The 13,942-nt window shown below is 57.3% G+C and carries 13 protein-coding genes; 5 read left to right on the top strand and 8 right to left on the bottom strand.

The window, feature by feature from the left end:
- Positions 1-59: 59 nt before the first annotated feature.
- The 8 genes from QE435_RS24325 to QE435_RS24360 all read right to left on the bottom strand — a co-directional run bounded on the left by QE435_RS24325 (position 60) and on the right by QE435_RS24360 (position 6,616).
- Positions 60-923, bottom strand: coding sequence for a Pnap_2097 family protein (locus QE435_RS24325; protein ID WP_349043084.1), 864 nt, complete (start codon positions 921-923; stop codon positions 60-62).
- Positions 920-2,191: an MSMEG_0569 family flavin-dependent oxidoreductase gene (locus QE435_RS24330; RefSeq protein ID WP_349043085.1), complete on the bottom strand. Its 1,272-nt coding sequence runs from the start codon at positions 2,189-2,191 to the stop codon at positions 920-922. The genes QE435_RS24325 and QE435_RS24330 overlap by 4 nt, the downstream gene beginning before the upstream one ends.
- The gene (locus QE435_RS24335) at positions 2,188-2,466 is read right to left on the bottom strand and encodes an MSMEG_0570 family nitrogen starvation response protein (RefSeq protein ID WP_349043086.1); all 279 of its coding nucleotides are present in this window, start codon (positions 2,464-2,466) and stop codon (positions 2,188-2,190) included. Before QE435_RS24335 ends, QE435_RS24330 begins: the two co-directional genes overlap by 4 nt.
- Positions 2,459-3,430, bottom strand: coding sequence for a sll0787 family AIR synthase-like protein (locus tag QE435_RS24340; protein ID WP_349043087.1), 972 nt, complete (start codon positions 3,428-3,430; stop codon positions 2,459-2,461). The genes QE435_RS24335 and QE435_RS24340 overlap by 8 nt, the downstream gene beginning before the upstream one ends.
- Positions 3,430-3,969: an MSMEG_0567/Sll0786 family nitrogen starvation N-acetyltransferase gene (locus tag QE435_RS24345; protein WP_349043088.1), complete on the bottom strand. Its 540-nt coding sequence runs from the start codon at positions 3,967-3,969 to the stop codon at positions 3,430-3,432. Before QE435_RS24345 ends, QE435_RS24340 begins: the two co-directional genes overlap by 1 nt.
- On the bottom strand, positions 3,966-5,084 hold the full coding sequence (locus QE435_RS24350) for an MSMEG_0568 family radical SAM protein (RefSeq protein ID WP_349043089.1): 1,119 nt from the start codon (positions 5,082-5,084) through the stop codon (positions 3,966-3,968). Before QE435_RS24350 ends, QE435_RS24345 begins: the two co-directional genes overlap by 4 nt.
- Positions 5,077-6,066 (bottom strand): Nit6803 family nitrilase, encoded by a 990-nt coding sequence (locus QE435_RS24355; protein WP_349043090.1) that lies wholly within the window; start codon positions 6,064-6,066, stop codon positions 5,077-5,079. Before QE435_RS24355 ends, QE435_RS24350 begins: the two co-directional genes overlap by 8 nt.
- 67 nt (positions 6,067-6,133) lie before the next feature.
- Positions 6,134-6,616: an MSMEG_0572/Sll0783 family nitrogen starvation response protein gene (locus tag QE435_RS24360; RefSeq protein WP_349043091.1), complete on the bottom strand. Its 483-nt coding sequence runs from the start codon at positions 6,614-6,616 to the stop codon at positions 6,134-6,136.
- A 260-nt stretch (positions 6,617-6,876) separates the two neighbouring features.
- Here QE435_RS24360 and QE435_RS24365 point away from each other — a divergent pair, with 260 nt between their 5' ends.
- The 5 genes from QE435_RS24365 (at position 6,877) to QE435_RS24385 (ending at position 13,697) form a co-directional block, all read left to right on the top strand.
- On the top strand, positions 6,877-8,247 hold the full coding sequence (locus QE435_RS24365) for a PLP-dependent aminotransferase family protein (RefSeq protein WP_349043092.1): 1,371 nt from the start codon (positions 6,877-6,879) through the stop codon (positions 8,245-8,247).
- Positions 8,248-9,260: 1,013 nt separating this feature from the next.
- Positions 9,261-10,262, top strand: coding sequence for an IS30 family transposase (locus QE435_RS24370; protein ID WP_349043093.1), 1,002 nt, complete (start codon positions 9,261-9,263; stop codon positions 10,260-10,262).
- A gap of 188 nt (positions 10,263-10,450) precedes the next feature.
- Positions 10,451-11,878: an ISNCY family transposase gene (locus tag QE435_RS24375; RefSeq protein ID WP_349043094.1), complete on the top strand. Its 1,428-nt coding sequence runs from the start codon at positions 10,451-10,453 to the stop codon at positions 11,876-11,878.
- A 227-nt stretch (positions 11,879-12,105) separates the two neighbouring features.
- Positions 12,106-12,975: a glyoxalase III HchA gene (hchA, locus tag QE435_RS24380; RefSeq protein WP_349043095.1), complete on the top strand. Its 870-nt coding sequence runs from the start codon at positions 12,106-12,108 to the stop codon at positions 12,973-12,975.
- On the top strand, positions 12,972-13,697 hold the full coding sequence (locus tag QE435_RS24385) for a PA1136 family autoinducer-binding transcriptional regulator (protein ID WP_349043096.1): 726 nt from the start codon (positions 12,972-12,974) through the stop codon (positions 13,695-13,697). Before hchA ends, QE435_RS24385 begins: the two co-directional genes overlap by 4 nt.
- Positions 13,698-13,942: the final 245 nt, after the last annotated feature.

Raw genomic sequence — 13,942 nt, forward strand, 5'->3', positions numbered from 1 at the left:
TTCAAAGTACTCGTGGGCAGACATACCAAGTCCAGCCCACGGATTTGCAAGCGTTTGAACTATGAGCGGCCGTCCCCTAGTACGCCTTTCGCCAAGCTCCAGTCGCCGCGATTGAAACGGGCGCGCATTACCGCTAACGGCCTACTGTCTTCTCCCCGTTGCAGTATAACGTGGCTCCTTGGGGAATTTCGGAAGTTGATATTCATCCATTCACCTGGCTCTATATTACCGAGATAAACGACGTGCCGGCAGGTTATCATTGGCGTGTTCTTTTCACCTGCTTGGAACAGCGCCCGATCCGCCAAAGCGCTGTAGCTGGGAAAGTACAGAAGTCCGGCAGCATTGAAGTCTGTTGCGGGGCACGGCAGGATGGCTTGCGCTTCTGACATGCCGGCGAATTGCAGTCCGTGATTGCGGATTTCACGCGCGATGGCGGAAGCCTGTTCCGCCACTCGACGAACCGTGAGCGGAGCCTCAGGGGGCATCGCCAGAACTCGCGGGCTCCGGCGCACGACCGATCGATTGATGCCTGATTCTGCGTGAGCGACAAAGGTCGAAACCAAAATCATGCGACCTACAGTATCACCATCTGCATAGATGCGGAGAAGCGACGCAAGACGCCCGTGACCGACGCGGAAGAGTTCTGCAGCCAGTGTCATCTCCCCGCCCAGACGGGGAAGATGAGGTCTTACGAGCTGCAAGCTGGTCGCACAAAAAGCCGCATAAAGTGGTTCGCCCTTTAAGCAAGTGAAAACAGCATCCCGCTGTCCCATGGCGCGCGCGATGAGCCGCCAGTGCAAATCACCGGCGCGTCGCTTGAGCCATTGCTCCGAAATGCCGCCGTAGCCCATTTCCGCCATTCCAAGCACGTGGCGTTCAACAAGCTCCGTTCCTTCATGTCTGGCGAGCTGAGAGGTTCTCATGCGGCCAGCCTGTCTTTTTGGAATGCCACAATGTGTTCGGCGAGATACCGGCTGTCCTCCTCGATGCCAAGAAATCGGCCCGAGCCCCAGGTGTTCAACCAGCCAAGGCCAATGAAATACAGACCCGGTGCATTCGTTACGCCGCGACGGAACACCGGCTTGCCTCGCTGATCCAGGCAGTCGACCTTCAACCACGAATAATCCGGACGGAAACCGATCGCCCAAATGATCGACGTTATGTCTGCCTCCGCCAGATCAACTTCGGTGATTTCTTGAGCGGGACGCCAGACCTTTTCGAAAGGGGGCGCCTCTGGAACATTGATTGCCTGCGCGGCGATCCAGGCATCGATCTGCTTGCAAATACCCAAATAGCTCCGGTCAGCGTCGTCAAGGTTCTTTTCGAGGTCAGGCAGGAACGTCATCGTTGTGCCCAAGGCGCTCGCGACAGATCCGTAAAGCCGGACGCCCTCGAGGGCATATTTGCGCAGATCAATCTCCTTGCCGCCGTCGCGCCCGGACATGTAGTGGTTGGTCTGGGTCAAGGCTTTGATGGGATCGGGATGGTTATCGATCGTGACGGCATACGTTCCTGCATCGTAGAGCCAGTCGGTTGCGTCGCGTCCACGATATTTGCGCGGGCTGCGTGGCGCGGGCCCTACTGCCAGGTGCACTGGACGACCTTCCAGATGAAAGTCGTCCATGATCTGCACGCCAGATTGGCCTGTACCCACAATCAAGGTTCCGCCCTCTGGTAGTTGCGATGGACGCCGGTAATCGCGCGAGTGCATCTGTAGGATAGAGGCGTCCAGATCTGCCGCGTAGGACGGCACGATTGGGTTGTCATACCCACCTGTCGCAACCACAACCTGGTCTGCAGTCAAGTTGCCAGAGCTGGTCTCGATCCAATATCCACCACCGTCGCGGGGCGAGACATGCGTGACGTCCACCCCTTCGCGGATTGGTGGGCTGAAGCTTTCTGCAAAGCCATCCAGATAGTCTACGATTTCTTGTCTGAGCATAAAGCCATCTGGATCCGCTCCCTTGTAGTGCCAGCCTGGCAGCCGGCACTGCCAGTTTGGTGTGACCAGACAGAAACTGTCCCAGCGATTGTTGCGCCAGCTTTCGAACTTTCGGTGGCGCTCAAGAACGATATGCTCGATCCCTTCCTGCATCAGATACCAACTGACAGAAAGACCAGCCTGGCCGCCTCCGATGATGAGAACTGGAACGTGCGGTACAGTATCGTCAGTCATAAGAAACCCTTTCATGACATTGAGAGGCAGGTGACCTTGGCGTCAGCCGGCTGAGCGGAAGCTTTCGCTTCAATCTTCGCCAGCTGGTCGAGCGCGGATGAGCAGGCGAAGCCGAATTTCGCCGTGACGCGGTCCGATGCTTCGTTCAGACCGGTGCGGGCACGCTCGACAAATTCAGTTATCGGATAGGTGCTTCCGGCTTCGAGATGACGCGTTATGGTGGTCGAAGGTGAGTAGCAGCTCTCCTCCGTCCCATCAGGCCAGCGAATGGTGAAGCGTACTTCAGGCATGGGCTATCTCCTTTGCGAGTGCGATATAGGGGGCTGCCGCGTAATCCCAGAAAGTTGCCCGGGCGCCACCGCTCGTTAGATCGATCCGGGAGCTGTCCGTTGCACGACCGATGGCAGCTGCGCTGATGTCCCGGGCAGCAAACACGCCGCAGACCTCGTCTGCCAGTTCCGGCCGGACCGAAAGGAGAAAGCCGAAGCTCGGAAAGCTGCGCAGCCAGCGATCGACTGCAACACCTGCCGGAAGCGGGATGTCAGCAAGCTCGATGTCGAACCCGCAGCGGGAGGATTCGGCCAACATAAGCGTCGTGCCGACAATGCCGCCCTGGCTGATGTCTTTTCCTGCATCCACCAGACCAGCCTCGGCAAGCTCCGGCAGGATCTCGTAGTCGCCACGCAGTCGTTCATGAGGTGCATCAAGGGCCGCGCACCAGTTGTCAAAGCTCGGCCGGTAATGCCCGCGATGATCGACGGCTGCGATAAGCACATCTCCAGGGGCGGCCGCAAAGCTGGAAATCAGCCTCTTCGCGCGTCCCGTCACGGAAACGGCAAGATTGAGATCTTTGCTACGGAGGTTCGTATGCCCACCGACGATCGGCACACCGTAGGCGATTGCTGCGTCCCGCAGACCGGCAAGCAGGGGCTCGGCAGATGATGCGTTCGGCGCCCACACGGTGTCGAGCAGAGCGGTCGGGCGTCCACCCATCGCTGCGATGTCCGAAAGGTTCACCATCACGCCGCACCACCCGGCGAACCACGGATCGTCCTGCACAAATTGCGGCATGAAACCTTCACCCGCCAGCAGATCCCAGCTGCCGTCCGGGGCTGGAATTGCTGCGGCATCGTCGCCGGGCATTCCAGGCGCTCCGGCTGACAGCGAGAGCGCGCGTGTCGTGCCGGCGATATCCAGCTTGCTGCGGATTGATGGGTGGGCTGCAAGTGCTGCAGCCAAGGCGTGGACGTCCATCATGACCTCCGTGCTCTTGTCGACCAGCCGGTGGCCGGGTCACATATCGGGGGATAGTGGTCGAGTGAAGCAAGCATGTGCATATGGCGTACGCCATGCAGGTCAATCTCTCCTTGCAGCTCCCAATGCAGCCGGCGAAAAAGAGGTACGTTCTGAAGCTGGACATGGGCGTTAAACTCGTGGCACCCGAGGCCATTCGCGGTGCTCACCGCCAACCGGATCAGTTCCGCACCCAACCTTCCGACTTTGCGATATGCGGGAGCGACCGCAAGGCGCGAGCCCCACCATATACCGGGCGAGGGCTCGTGGATCCTGACAGTCCCCACCACTTCCGCAGGTTCGGCCGCCAACGTGGCGATGGCCACAAGCGGGATAGCCATATTGTCTATGTCATCACGGTCATCGCCGACGAAAATGCGCTGCTCGTCTACAAATACCTGGTGCCTGAGACGAGATACACCTTGAAGTTCCCAAGGTTCGGACGCCGCCCGGATCAGAAACTCCGGGCTGATGAAAGCGGTATGATCCAGAAGGCTCATGCCGGAATCCTCAGCTTCTCATAGGTCGAAAGGGCCGAGCAGGCGCCGCATTTGCCGCAACCCGCCTTGATGTCCGAGGCCTTAAGTCCGCCGTCGATGATGATCTGCGACAGGGGAGCGAGGATCGAGGCCATGAAATCGGATTTCGGCGCGGGGTGACTTTCGAGCGGTGTGCCTGAGATAGGCACGAACGGGACAACAAATGGGTAGACGCCCATTGCAACCAGTCGGGTAGACATATGCAGGATGGCTTCACGCGTATCGCCGAGACCCGCCAGGATGTAGGTCGAGACCTGGCCCCGCCCAAACACTTTGACTGCGGCCTCGAAGCTGGAAAAGTATTTTTCAAGCGGAACGCTCGCCTTGCCCGGCATGATCCGGTCGCGAACTTCAGGTGTCACCGCTTCAAGGTGCATCCCCAATGCGTCTGCACCGGCGTCCTTCATTCGCTCATGCCAGATATCGTCTTCAGGAGGCTCGCATTGCACCTGAATCGGCAGGTCGACCACGGCCTTAACCGCGCGCGCACTCTCTGCCAAACCGGCAGCACCGCGGTCCTTGCCCGCAGGAGTGCCAGTGGTCATCACCATATGCTTTACGCCGTCGAGTTCGACGGCCGCCTTTGCCACCTCCGCCAGTTGAGCGGGAGTTTTGTGCGCGACAGTCCGGCCAGCGGCAAGGCTTTGGCCAATCGAACAGAACTGACAGGTTTTCTTGCGGCTTTCATAACGAATGCAGGTCTGCAGAATCGTCGTGGCAAGGACGTCGCGTGAATGAAGAACTGCGATCTTGTTGTACGGAACGCCGTCTGCCGTCGTTAGATCATAAAAGCGCGGTCGATTGGGAAATCGAATTCGGGCGACTTCGGATCCTTCCCTGGTGATGCGCGCGCGGCCCTCGGCATCGGGCGCCTCTACGAGATAGGGACTGTCGAATGCGGGTGCGGTATGTACCGGCACCATCACGGTTGTGTCTCCAAAATTGACCGCCTTATGGTCGGAAGGACCTGCGCCACCGCGCCTGCTCTCGTGGCCGGCACGCGGATCGACGAGCCGCATTCCTCGTGTCTGGAGGTCGTTGATGAGTTCCGGATCTATCGATGGCAGCTCACGCATCCTGAACCTCCTCAAATAGCTTGTCTTGATCCGCATCGGAAAAATCGCCTGAAAGGCCGACCTGCTCGCGTGCGCGTGCGGGCGTCGTGTCATGGACAAGGTGCAGCAGTTCGGGCCGAGCATAGTGTCCGACTGAGTCCATCATCCGCTTGCGCTTGGTAATGAGCCGCATGTCCAGATCGCCGATCAGGATACCTTCGCCCGATGTCAAAGGGGGTACCACATGGCGGCCTTCCGGGGTGATGATGCAGGTCATGCAGCCATCCCGAAGACCCTTCTGCAGGCTGGGGTCCGGGTGAATGGACGCGATCTGCTCCTCGCTCAGCCAGCCGGTGGCATTGACCACAAAACAGCCCGATTCCAGCGCGTGGTTGCGCATCGTGACTTCGATCTGTTCGCCGAAGATCGGACCGACCAGAGAGCCGGGAAAGTGCGAGGCGTGAATTTCCTCATGCTGAGCCATCAGCGCGTATCGGGCGAGGGGGTTGTAGTGCTCCCAGCACGCCAATGCGCCCATGCGGCCGACGGCAGTTTCGACCACTTTCAGACCGGCGCCATCGCCCTGTCCCCATATCATACGTTCGTGATAGGTGGGCGTGATCTTGCGGCGCTTGAGTTTCAGGCTGCCATCCGCGTCGAAGATCAGCTGGGTGTTGTAAAGCGAGCCGTGGTCGCGCTCATTGACGCCAAGGACGATGACTGCATTGCGCTTGCGCGCCGCGTCAGCGACGGCCCGTGTTTCTGCCGAGGGCACCGTGACTGCTTCTTCATATAGCCGCAGGTGCTCGGGGCCCTGCTGGACAGGCGGCAGAACGAAGCTGAAATAGGGATACCAGGGCACGAAGGTCTCGGGAAATACGATCAGCTCGGCGCCTCTGTCAGCCGCTTCGGCAATCGCATTCAGGACCCGCTCGACAGTGCCGGCGCGCGAGGTTAGGTCGGGCGCGATCTGGACGGCGGCGGCACGTACTGTTTTGGGCATGACTGGCTCCTTCGCATTGCCTGGAACGGAGCACCCCGCCCGCTGCGAACGGGGTGCCGAGGTCAAATCAGACGGTCCATGTATCGATGATCAGGGCGTTGGCCTTTTTGTGCAGAAGCACGCAGTCCAGCACGTCCTGAGGCAGGATCGGGATGACGCCGGGGATAAGAGCCGGTTCGCCGTGCCCATAGAGGGCCTGCAGTGCGAAGCGACATGCGTAGACCTTGCCGCCTTCCTTCATGAAGCGCTCGAGGTTCTTGTTGAAGTTTAGATGACCGGGAAAGGCCTCGTCTCCGAGCTTGGGGAAGCCGCGCTGGATCCCCAGTGTCACGCCCGGGCCGTAAAGAAGGATCGAGGTCTCATAGCCTTTTCGCTGAAGGCGGATGGCATTGAGAATGTTCACAAGCCCGATAGAGCCTTCGAACGCCACGGTGTGGAAGGTAACAAGCGCCTTTTCTCCAGGATCGGCTTTCACGTCCTCAAAAACCTTGGACTCGTAGTCGACAAAGAAGTCACCATCCTTGTGCGGCGGCTGCGTTACTTCAGGCATGTCTGCATCTCCTTAAGCGGGGTTGATGCGGAAACGATACGAAGGAAATTGAATGAATCAATAAGCAGTTCAATATCCATACAATAATTCTTCTAACCTTTATGATTTTGCATTCTCAATATGCGGACTGCCCAAAAATACGGCGTGAAATTCGAATTTTTTGCCGATATACCGGGCGAATTACTGTCTCGAATTTTTGCTTGAAACCACGATTCACCATCCATACAATAAGAAACAATGTAATCCGGACGCGAAATCGTATGTTGAAATGGATCCCGCAACTCCGCCCTGACGGCAAGCCACGTTATCTTCAAATAGCAGATGCAATCGAACTGGCGATCAAGCGAGGCGATATCGCGGCCGGCGACCGACTGCCACCACAGCGTACGCTCGCCGAGCGTCTGGGGATCGATTTCACGACCGTCAGTCGCGCCTACAACGAGGCGCACTCGCGTCGACTGGTGGAGAGCCACGTCGGGAGGGGTACCTTTGCCCTTGGTCGACCCAAGGAGGAGCATCGGATCGATCCACGTCGGGCCGGCGACGAGGATTTGTCAATGAACATGCCTCCCGAGCCTCAGGATCCGGACCTCGTGGCTCGGATGCAGGATGGGTTGCAGACTGTCTCAGCCAACCTGATCTCTCTTCTCCGCTACCAATCCACAACTGGTGGTGAGCAAGACAAGGCCGCCGCGTCTTCATGGCTTTCGAAAAGAGGAATGGTACCGAGCCTCGAACGGATCGCGATTACACCAGGAGCACATGCGACGATGACGGCGCTTCTGTCAATAATGACGAGACCAGGCGACGTAGTCCTATGCGAGGCGGTCACCTATCCTGGCTTGCGGGCGATAGCGGCGCGCATGGGCTTGCACTTGGTGGGAATTGCGATGGATGCTTCCGGCGTTCTGCCGGATGCGCTTGATGCGGCTATTTATTTGCACCAACCGAAAGCGCTATATCTCAATCCCACGGTTCAGAACCCCACGACGTTGACAATTCCCCGAGGCCGGCGCATGGAAATCGCCGAAGTGCTGCTGCGCCACAGGCTCCCGTTGATTGAAGATGATGCGTATGGCTTCATTCCGGCTGCAGCCCCTGTCCCTTTTGCTACTCTGGCTCCCGATCTTACCTGGCACATCGGCGGCCTGGCAAAATGTCTGGGCGCAGGCCTACGCCTCGCCTATACGGTCTCACCTAACGCCAAGGCTGCGTATTCCCTATCCCAGGCGATGCGGGCTAGCGCTGTGATGCCGTCACCGATCTGCATGGCGCTCGCAACGCGGTGGATTGAAGACGGAACAGCCGACGCCATTCGCCACTTTGTCCGTTCGGAAAGCGCTTTCCGCCACAATGTTGCGGTTGACACTCTTTCGGGTCTCGACATCAAGGGTGAGCCTGAAGCTTTCAATATTTGGCTAAAGTTGCCAAAAGGAGCGAGCAGGGCGGAACTGATGGGGCGAATGGCTGGTCGCCACGTCGGCCTGATGCCGTCGGATGCCTTCACGGTTTTGGGCAAGCCCGATGAGCACGTGAGAGTATGTCTTGGGGGTATGATCCAGCGTGAACAATTGCGATCCGGGCTCCATTTCATGGCGCAGTCGCTCTCTGACACTGGCTGGATGGGTTGAGCAAATAACCCCGGCTTCTCAGATTCCCCGCATCGAATCTTCTACTGCCTTTGGAGCTCGACCGGCGACAGCACCCATTTCCTGATGTGTTTGCCTTTCCGGCTATCAACTTTCGATCTAGTTGAGCACGTCCTGGCAAGTCTCAACGGGCCAGCGGTAGACCCTACGACGAATCCGCTCTAGCTTCAGAAGATCGGATCAATCCAGGAATCACTATGAGGCGAGATCCCTGCCTGTTTTCGCAGCCCCAATAAAGGACGCCAAGATCGCGCGCACATTCCGGTGCCTGTCCTTCAGCCAAAATCCAATGTTTGAATATTGCGAGAGCCGAGTGACACGGGCTGCGAGTTCCGACCTGTTAGAGCAGCCCATCTTCTTGAGGCAGCGCGTGAGATGTGTTCGTACCGTTGCAAAACCTATGTTAAGAACCCGCGCAATATCCTTGTCGGAGCAAACCCCCGCGAAACCAGCAGGGCAATGTCCCGCTCGCGATCGGTAAGAGCAGTGGGAGTTACGTCGGGCGCGGCCGACAGAGCGCTTTTGAGCAGTGGCGCGAGGACTTTTAACAAGTTGATTTCCCGGTCCGCGAAGTCAGGTTGGCGCTTGGTCCGCCAGATGCGCAAATCCGCCAATGCCCGTGCATTGTCCTTGAGGAAGACGTTAATGCCATGGTCCAGCCCGCAGCGCTTGGCATTAAACTCGCAGGGCCGGTCAAGCTGATCGTTGCCACGATGGGGGACGGTTTTTCGAGATTAGACCTCTACTCGTGCTATCTAGAGAGTTGGCGTGTGTAAGCTCACGACCAACTGCGTTGCAGGCGATGAGGAAAAAATGGCTGAATAGCCTTCTCTCTCTCCTCGTGACAACGGTTGTTCGTTAAGCTATTAAAACAGAGAGGCTATCGATAAAGTTCCATAATATATATTATGCAACATAACGATTGTAGCGGGTACATTCTATTTCCAAGTGCGACATGCCAATAATTTCAATGGCTTCACTTCGAAGATTTTGGCATGTCTCGATGCTATAAGCAGATTACCCTCGCCGACCGGAGGCGCCTCCATCAGCTGGTGGCGGCAAAAGTGCCTGTCAACGAGATGGCCCGTCAGCTTGGTCGGCATCGCTCGACCATTTACCGCGAGATCAAGCGCAACACATTTCATGATCGTGAACTGCCCGAATACGACGGCTACTACAGCACGGTTGCTCACGACATCGCCAGAGACCGTCGATGCCGCTTGAGAAAGCTGCGGCGTCATCCGGCTTTACGCACGCAGATCATCAACCAGTTGGAGGCTCGGTGGTCCCCGGAACAGATTGCTGGACGTTTGCTATCGGACGGGCTTAGTCGTATTCGCGTGTGCAAAGAGACGATTTACCGCTTTATCTACAGCAAGGAAGAATACGAGCTTGGTCTTTATCAGTATCTTGCTGAGGCCCGCCGTAAGCGTCGTCCAATGCATTCCAGGAAGCCGCGCGACGGCGCGTTTCCCGCTAGCCAACGGATATCCCAAAGACCTGATTTCATTAGAGATAGATCGAGGTTTGGGCATTGGGAGGGAGACCTTCTCATCTTCGAACGCCCGCTCGGCCATGCCAATGTCACCACGCTTGTGGAGCGCAAGAGCCGCTACACCGTTCTTATCAAGAACCCCAGCCGGCACTCGGGGCCAATCATGGACAAGATCATCAGAGCCTTTTCGCCTTTGCCGGCGTTCGCGCGTCAAAGCTTCACATTTGATCGCGGTACCGAATTTGCGGGCTTCAGGGCTCTGGAAGACGGGATTGGTGCGAGGAGCTGGTTTTGCGATCCAAGTGCGCCGTGGCAAAAAGGGACAGTCGAGAACACAAACAAGCGCATTCGACGCTACTTGCCCGGCACCACAGATCTCGCGGCCGTGTCGCAACGCGACCTTCTCCAGCTCACACGCCACCTCAATGATCAGCCGCGCAAATGCCTCGGATACATGACGCCGGCCGAGGCATTCATGGCGCATTTGCAGGATGGGGCGTGATCGCCTACCCTGCAAAACAGGCGCGATGCACTTGGGTTAGCTTCTCCACGCCCATTTAGTAATGCGACAGTTGGGCCGGATAGAAATGCGACACTCTCCTCGCACGACGACGCTGGTCAATGTCAACGTTGGGAGCAAGGATGCGACGATGCTCAGCCTGACTTCAGTCAGGAACGTTCGGAGTTGCTATGTCCTTTTTGATCATCATGTCGCAGAAAGAATTGCATCGCCTCGAAGTCATCCAGAAGATTCACGATCGGCGCCTGAATGTCGTCCAGGCCGCCGGCGTCCTCGGCATCAGCCGAAGCCAGATGCACCGGCTGTTAAAAGCGTATGAGACCGATGGCACACCTGGGCTCGTATCGAAGAAACGCCAACAACCAAGCAACCGGCGTCACAGCGAGGATCTTCGCAACGTCGTTCTCGATCTGGTCAGAGAACGGTATGCCGATTTCGGTCCAACCTTGGCTCGTGAGAAGCTGATTGAGCGGCACCAACTAGCGATCGGCAAGGAAACGCTGCGCCAGTGGATGACCGAGGCAGGCATCTGGATATCTCGGAGAGAACGCAAGAAACGTGTCTTTCAACCACGCGGTCGGCGCGATTGCTTTGGCGAGCTGGTGCAGATCGATGGATCGCATCACTGGTGGTTCGAGAACCGCGGACCAAAATGCGCCCTTCTCGTCTATATCGATGACGCTACCGGCAAGCTGCTACATCTGCGCTTTGCGGGATCCGAGAACACTTTCGATTATCTGCACGCGACAAAGGCTTATTTACAGCAATGGGGTAAACCGCTGGCTTTTTACAGCGACAAGCACGGCGTGTTTCGCTCTACGCACGCCTCACAGAAAGATCGCACGAGTGGCCTGACGCAATTCGGACGCGCGCTTTATGAGCTGAACATCGACATCATCTGCGCCAACACCCCACAGGCTAAGGGCCGGGTTGAACGGGCCAACCAGACCCTGCAGGATCGATTAGTGAAGGAGCTGCGGCTTCGTGGTATCGACACGATAGACGCTGCCAACGATTACGCGCAGGAATTCATTATTGATTTCAACGCTCGTTTCGGCAAGCCACCACGTAATCCGAAAGATATGCACCGTGCCCTCGCCGCTCATGAGAACCTCGACAGTGCCATGTGCCGCAAGGAGATCCGCACGCTGTCGCAATCCCTGACGTTACGCTATGACAAGGTGATATTCATTCTCGATCCGACGGAGCGGGCAATGGCGCTCGCTGGTCAAAAACTCATCGTTTGCGATTATCCGGACGGCCGCCTGGAGATCATGCACGAGAGCTTTACGCTGACCTATAGGACGTTCGACACGCTTCGCTCCGTCCACCGGTCGCCTGTGGTTGAGAACAAGCGACTGGATGACATGCTTTCACTTGTTGCTCAAATGCAGGAAGGTCGCGATTTACAGCGAAGCAAACGTGGTCCGCGCCGAACCGGACAGGTCAACAGCATGTTTGAGATCCCGGATGGCAGCCAGAGTAATGGGTATCAAAAGCGCGGCCGCAAGCCAGGACGACGGACGGATTTCATGAACGATCCGGAGGTGAATGCAAGAAGGCAGAAGGCGCTCGCCCGCATGGAGGCTGCCGAGTGACAGGCCGCTTTCAGCCCAAAGCGGTCGTAAGGATGATCTCCTTCGGCCCGCTTTCGCGCCCACATACCAGACATCGCTCCACAGAGTCTTCGAAACGGTGAACTCCAGCGCGACAAACGGGAATCCTCTCGTGTTGGGGAACCCGGCGTCGCTTCCTACATTGAGGGAAAACCCTCATTCCATAGCTGTCAGGCGGCTTCTATTCTGCCCAAGAAAGGAGACCAATAATGAGCATTCTTCCGCTTAGTAAAGACCCGCAACCTGATGAGGCAGAGTTCAACGCATTCTTCCCCTCCAAGTTTTCGCTCTCACAATTTACGAGCGCGAAAAGCGATCTTGAGGATACCGATTATCCAAAACCTTATAAGGGCACTGGGCGCATCCTGGTGATAGGGACCGACGAGCGCTACCTTAAGATGGATAACGGCACGCTGTTTTCTACCGGCAACCACCCAATTGAAACGCTGGTACCAATGTACCATCTGCATAAGGCAGGGTTCGAATTCGATATAGCGACCGTTTCAGGCAATCCGGTGAAATTTGAATTCTGGGCAATGCCAAAGGAAGATAAGGAAATTACCGGCCTCCACGAAGGCTATTTGGAACAGTTCCAAAACCCATTGAAGCTTTCCAATGTTGTGGCAGCGCTTGGTCCGGGCAGCAATTATGTCGCCGTCTTCATTCCCGGCGGGCACGGGCCGCTGGCCGGCCTGCCCTTCAGCGATAAAGTAGGCGCAGTTCTACGCTGGGCTCTCGATAATGACCGCCACATCATTTCGATCTGCCACGGCCCGGCCGCACTGCTTGCCTGCACGCCCAAGGTCGATGGAGAGGAATTTCCCTTCGCAGGATATAGCATCACCGCCTTTCCCGACGCGGCAGACCGCACGACGCCTGAGATCGGCTATATGCCCGGCCATCTGACTTGGCATTTCGGGGAGAACCTGAAGGCGTTGGGCGTGACAATCGCTAATACTGAGCCTGACAAGTCCACCCATCTGGATCGAAAGTTGATCACTGGGGCGAGCCCGTTCGCAGCGAATAATCTCGGTAAGCTGGCTGCCAAGACTCTGCTTGCGGAAGTGGCAGAGGGATGACCACAGGCGGGTCGGCATTAGCGCAGATAACCGTAACAGTCGCTACGATCGAGCGCAGCGATGACATGGCGGCTGTTTGTCAGGCCGTACGGGCTTTTGCCCGCCCGCTGGGTTACAACCGTTTCGTTCTCTACACCGCGCCGCCAGCTGGTGACGCGCTCGTTGAGCAAATATTATGGGTCGAGGGCGACTGGTTCGGAAATGGCGATCCAGTTACTCGAGAAACCTATATGGCCCGCTGCCCAGTCAATCGCCATGTCCTGGAAACAGAACTGCCGTTCTTTTGGATAAAAAGAGGGAACGGGGAGCGGGTAACCTATCGTGTTGTAGCGCGTCCGATTGGACCTGGCATCAAGGGACTACAAGTACCAATCTTTGGCCGCGCGGGCCTCATAGGTGCAATGAGCTTCGGCGGCACTACGATAGACAGTGGCATGGAGGCAAAGCTCGCGCTCTCGTTGATCGCGACCGCAACGTTGCATGCCGGCCTGCGCCTGTCTCGCTTCGCCGCAGTTGCTTCTGCCATGCAGCTATCTGTGCGCGAGTTGGAAGTCATCCGATGGATCGCTTCGGGCCGCCGGCAGGCCGATGTGGCTCTGTTGCTGGGGCTGTCAGAGCGTACGGTAGAAAATCATCTCCGTCGCATTCGCCATCGCCTGGCAGTCAGCAGCACAGCACAGGCGGTGCAGGTCCTTGTTCGTGCAGGAGCTTTCGACGCCTGATCTCTCTCCGTCCGAAGGTCTGCTCTCGAATCGTGACGTCCTCTCGAACGAGAGAGATTGCGTCGAAACCAGTCATGGCAACCGAACTACATTCTACGGCAGCTATTGGCGCAAAGCAGTCGTGTCGACTCTGAAGGCTGAAGCCGGAGTGGTGTTAATAGCACCCGCCCCTCCCTACCCTTGCAACCAGCCCGGCCGGTGCGGTCGAAGGTTGATTGACGGAGCAAGTTTCGCGTTTCTAACAG

Source organism: Agrobacterium sp. SORGH_AS 787 (assembly GCF_030819035.1).
Taxonomy (GTDB): Bacteria; Pseudomonadota; Alphaproteobacteria; order Rhizobiales; family Rhizobiaceae; genus Agrobacterium; species Agrobacterium larrymoorei_B.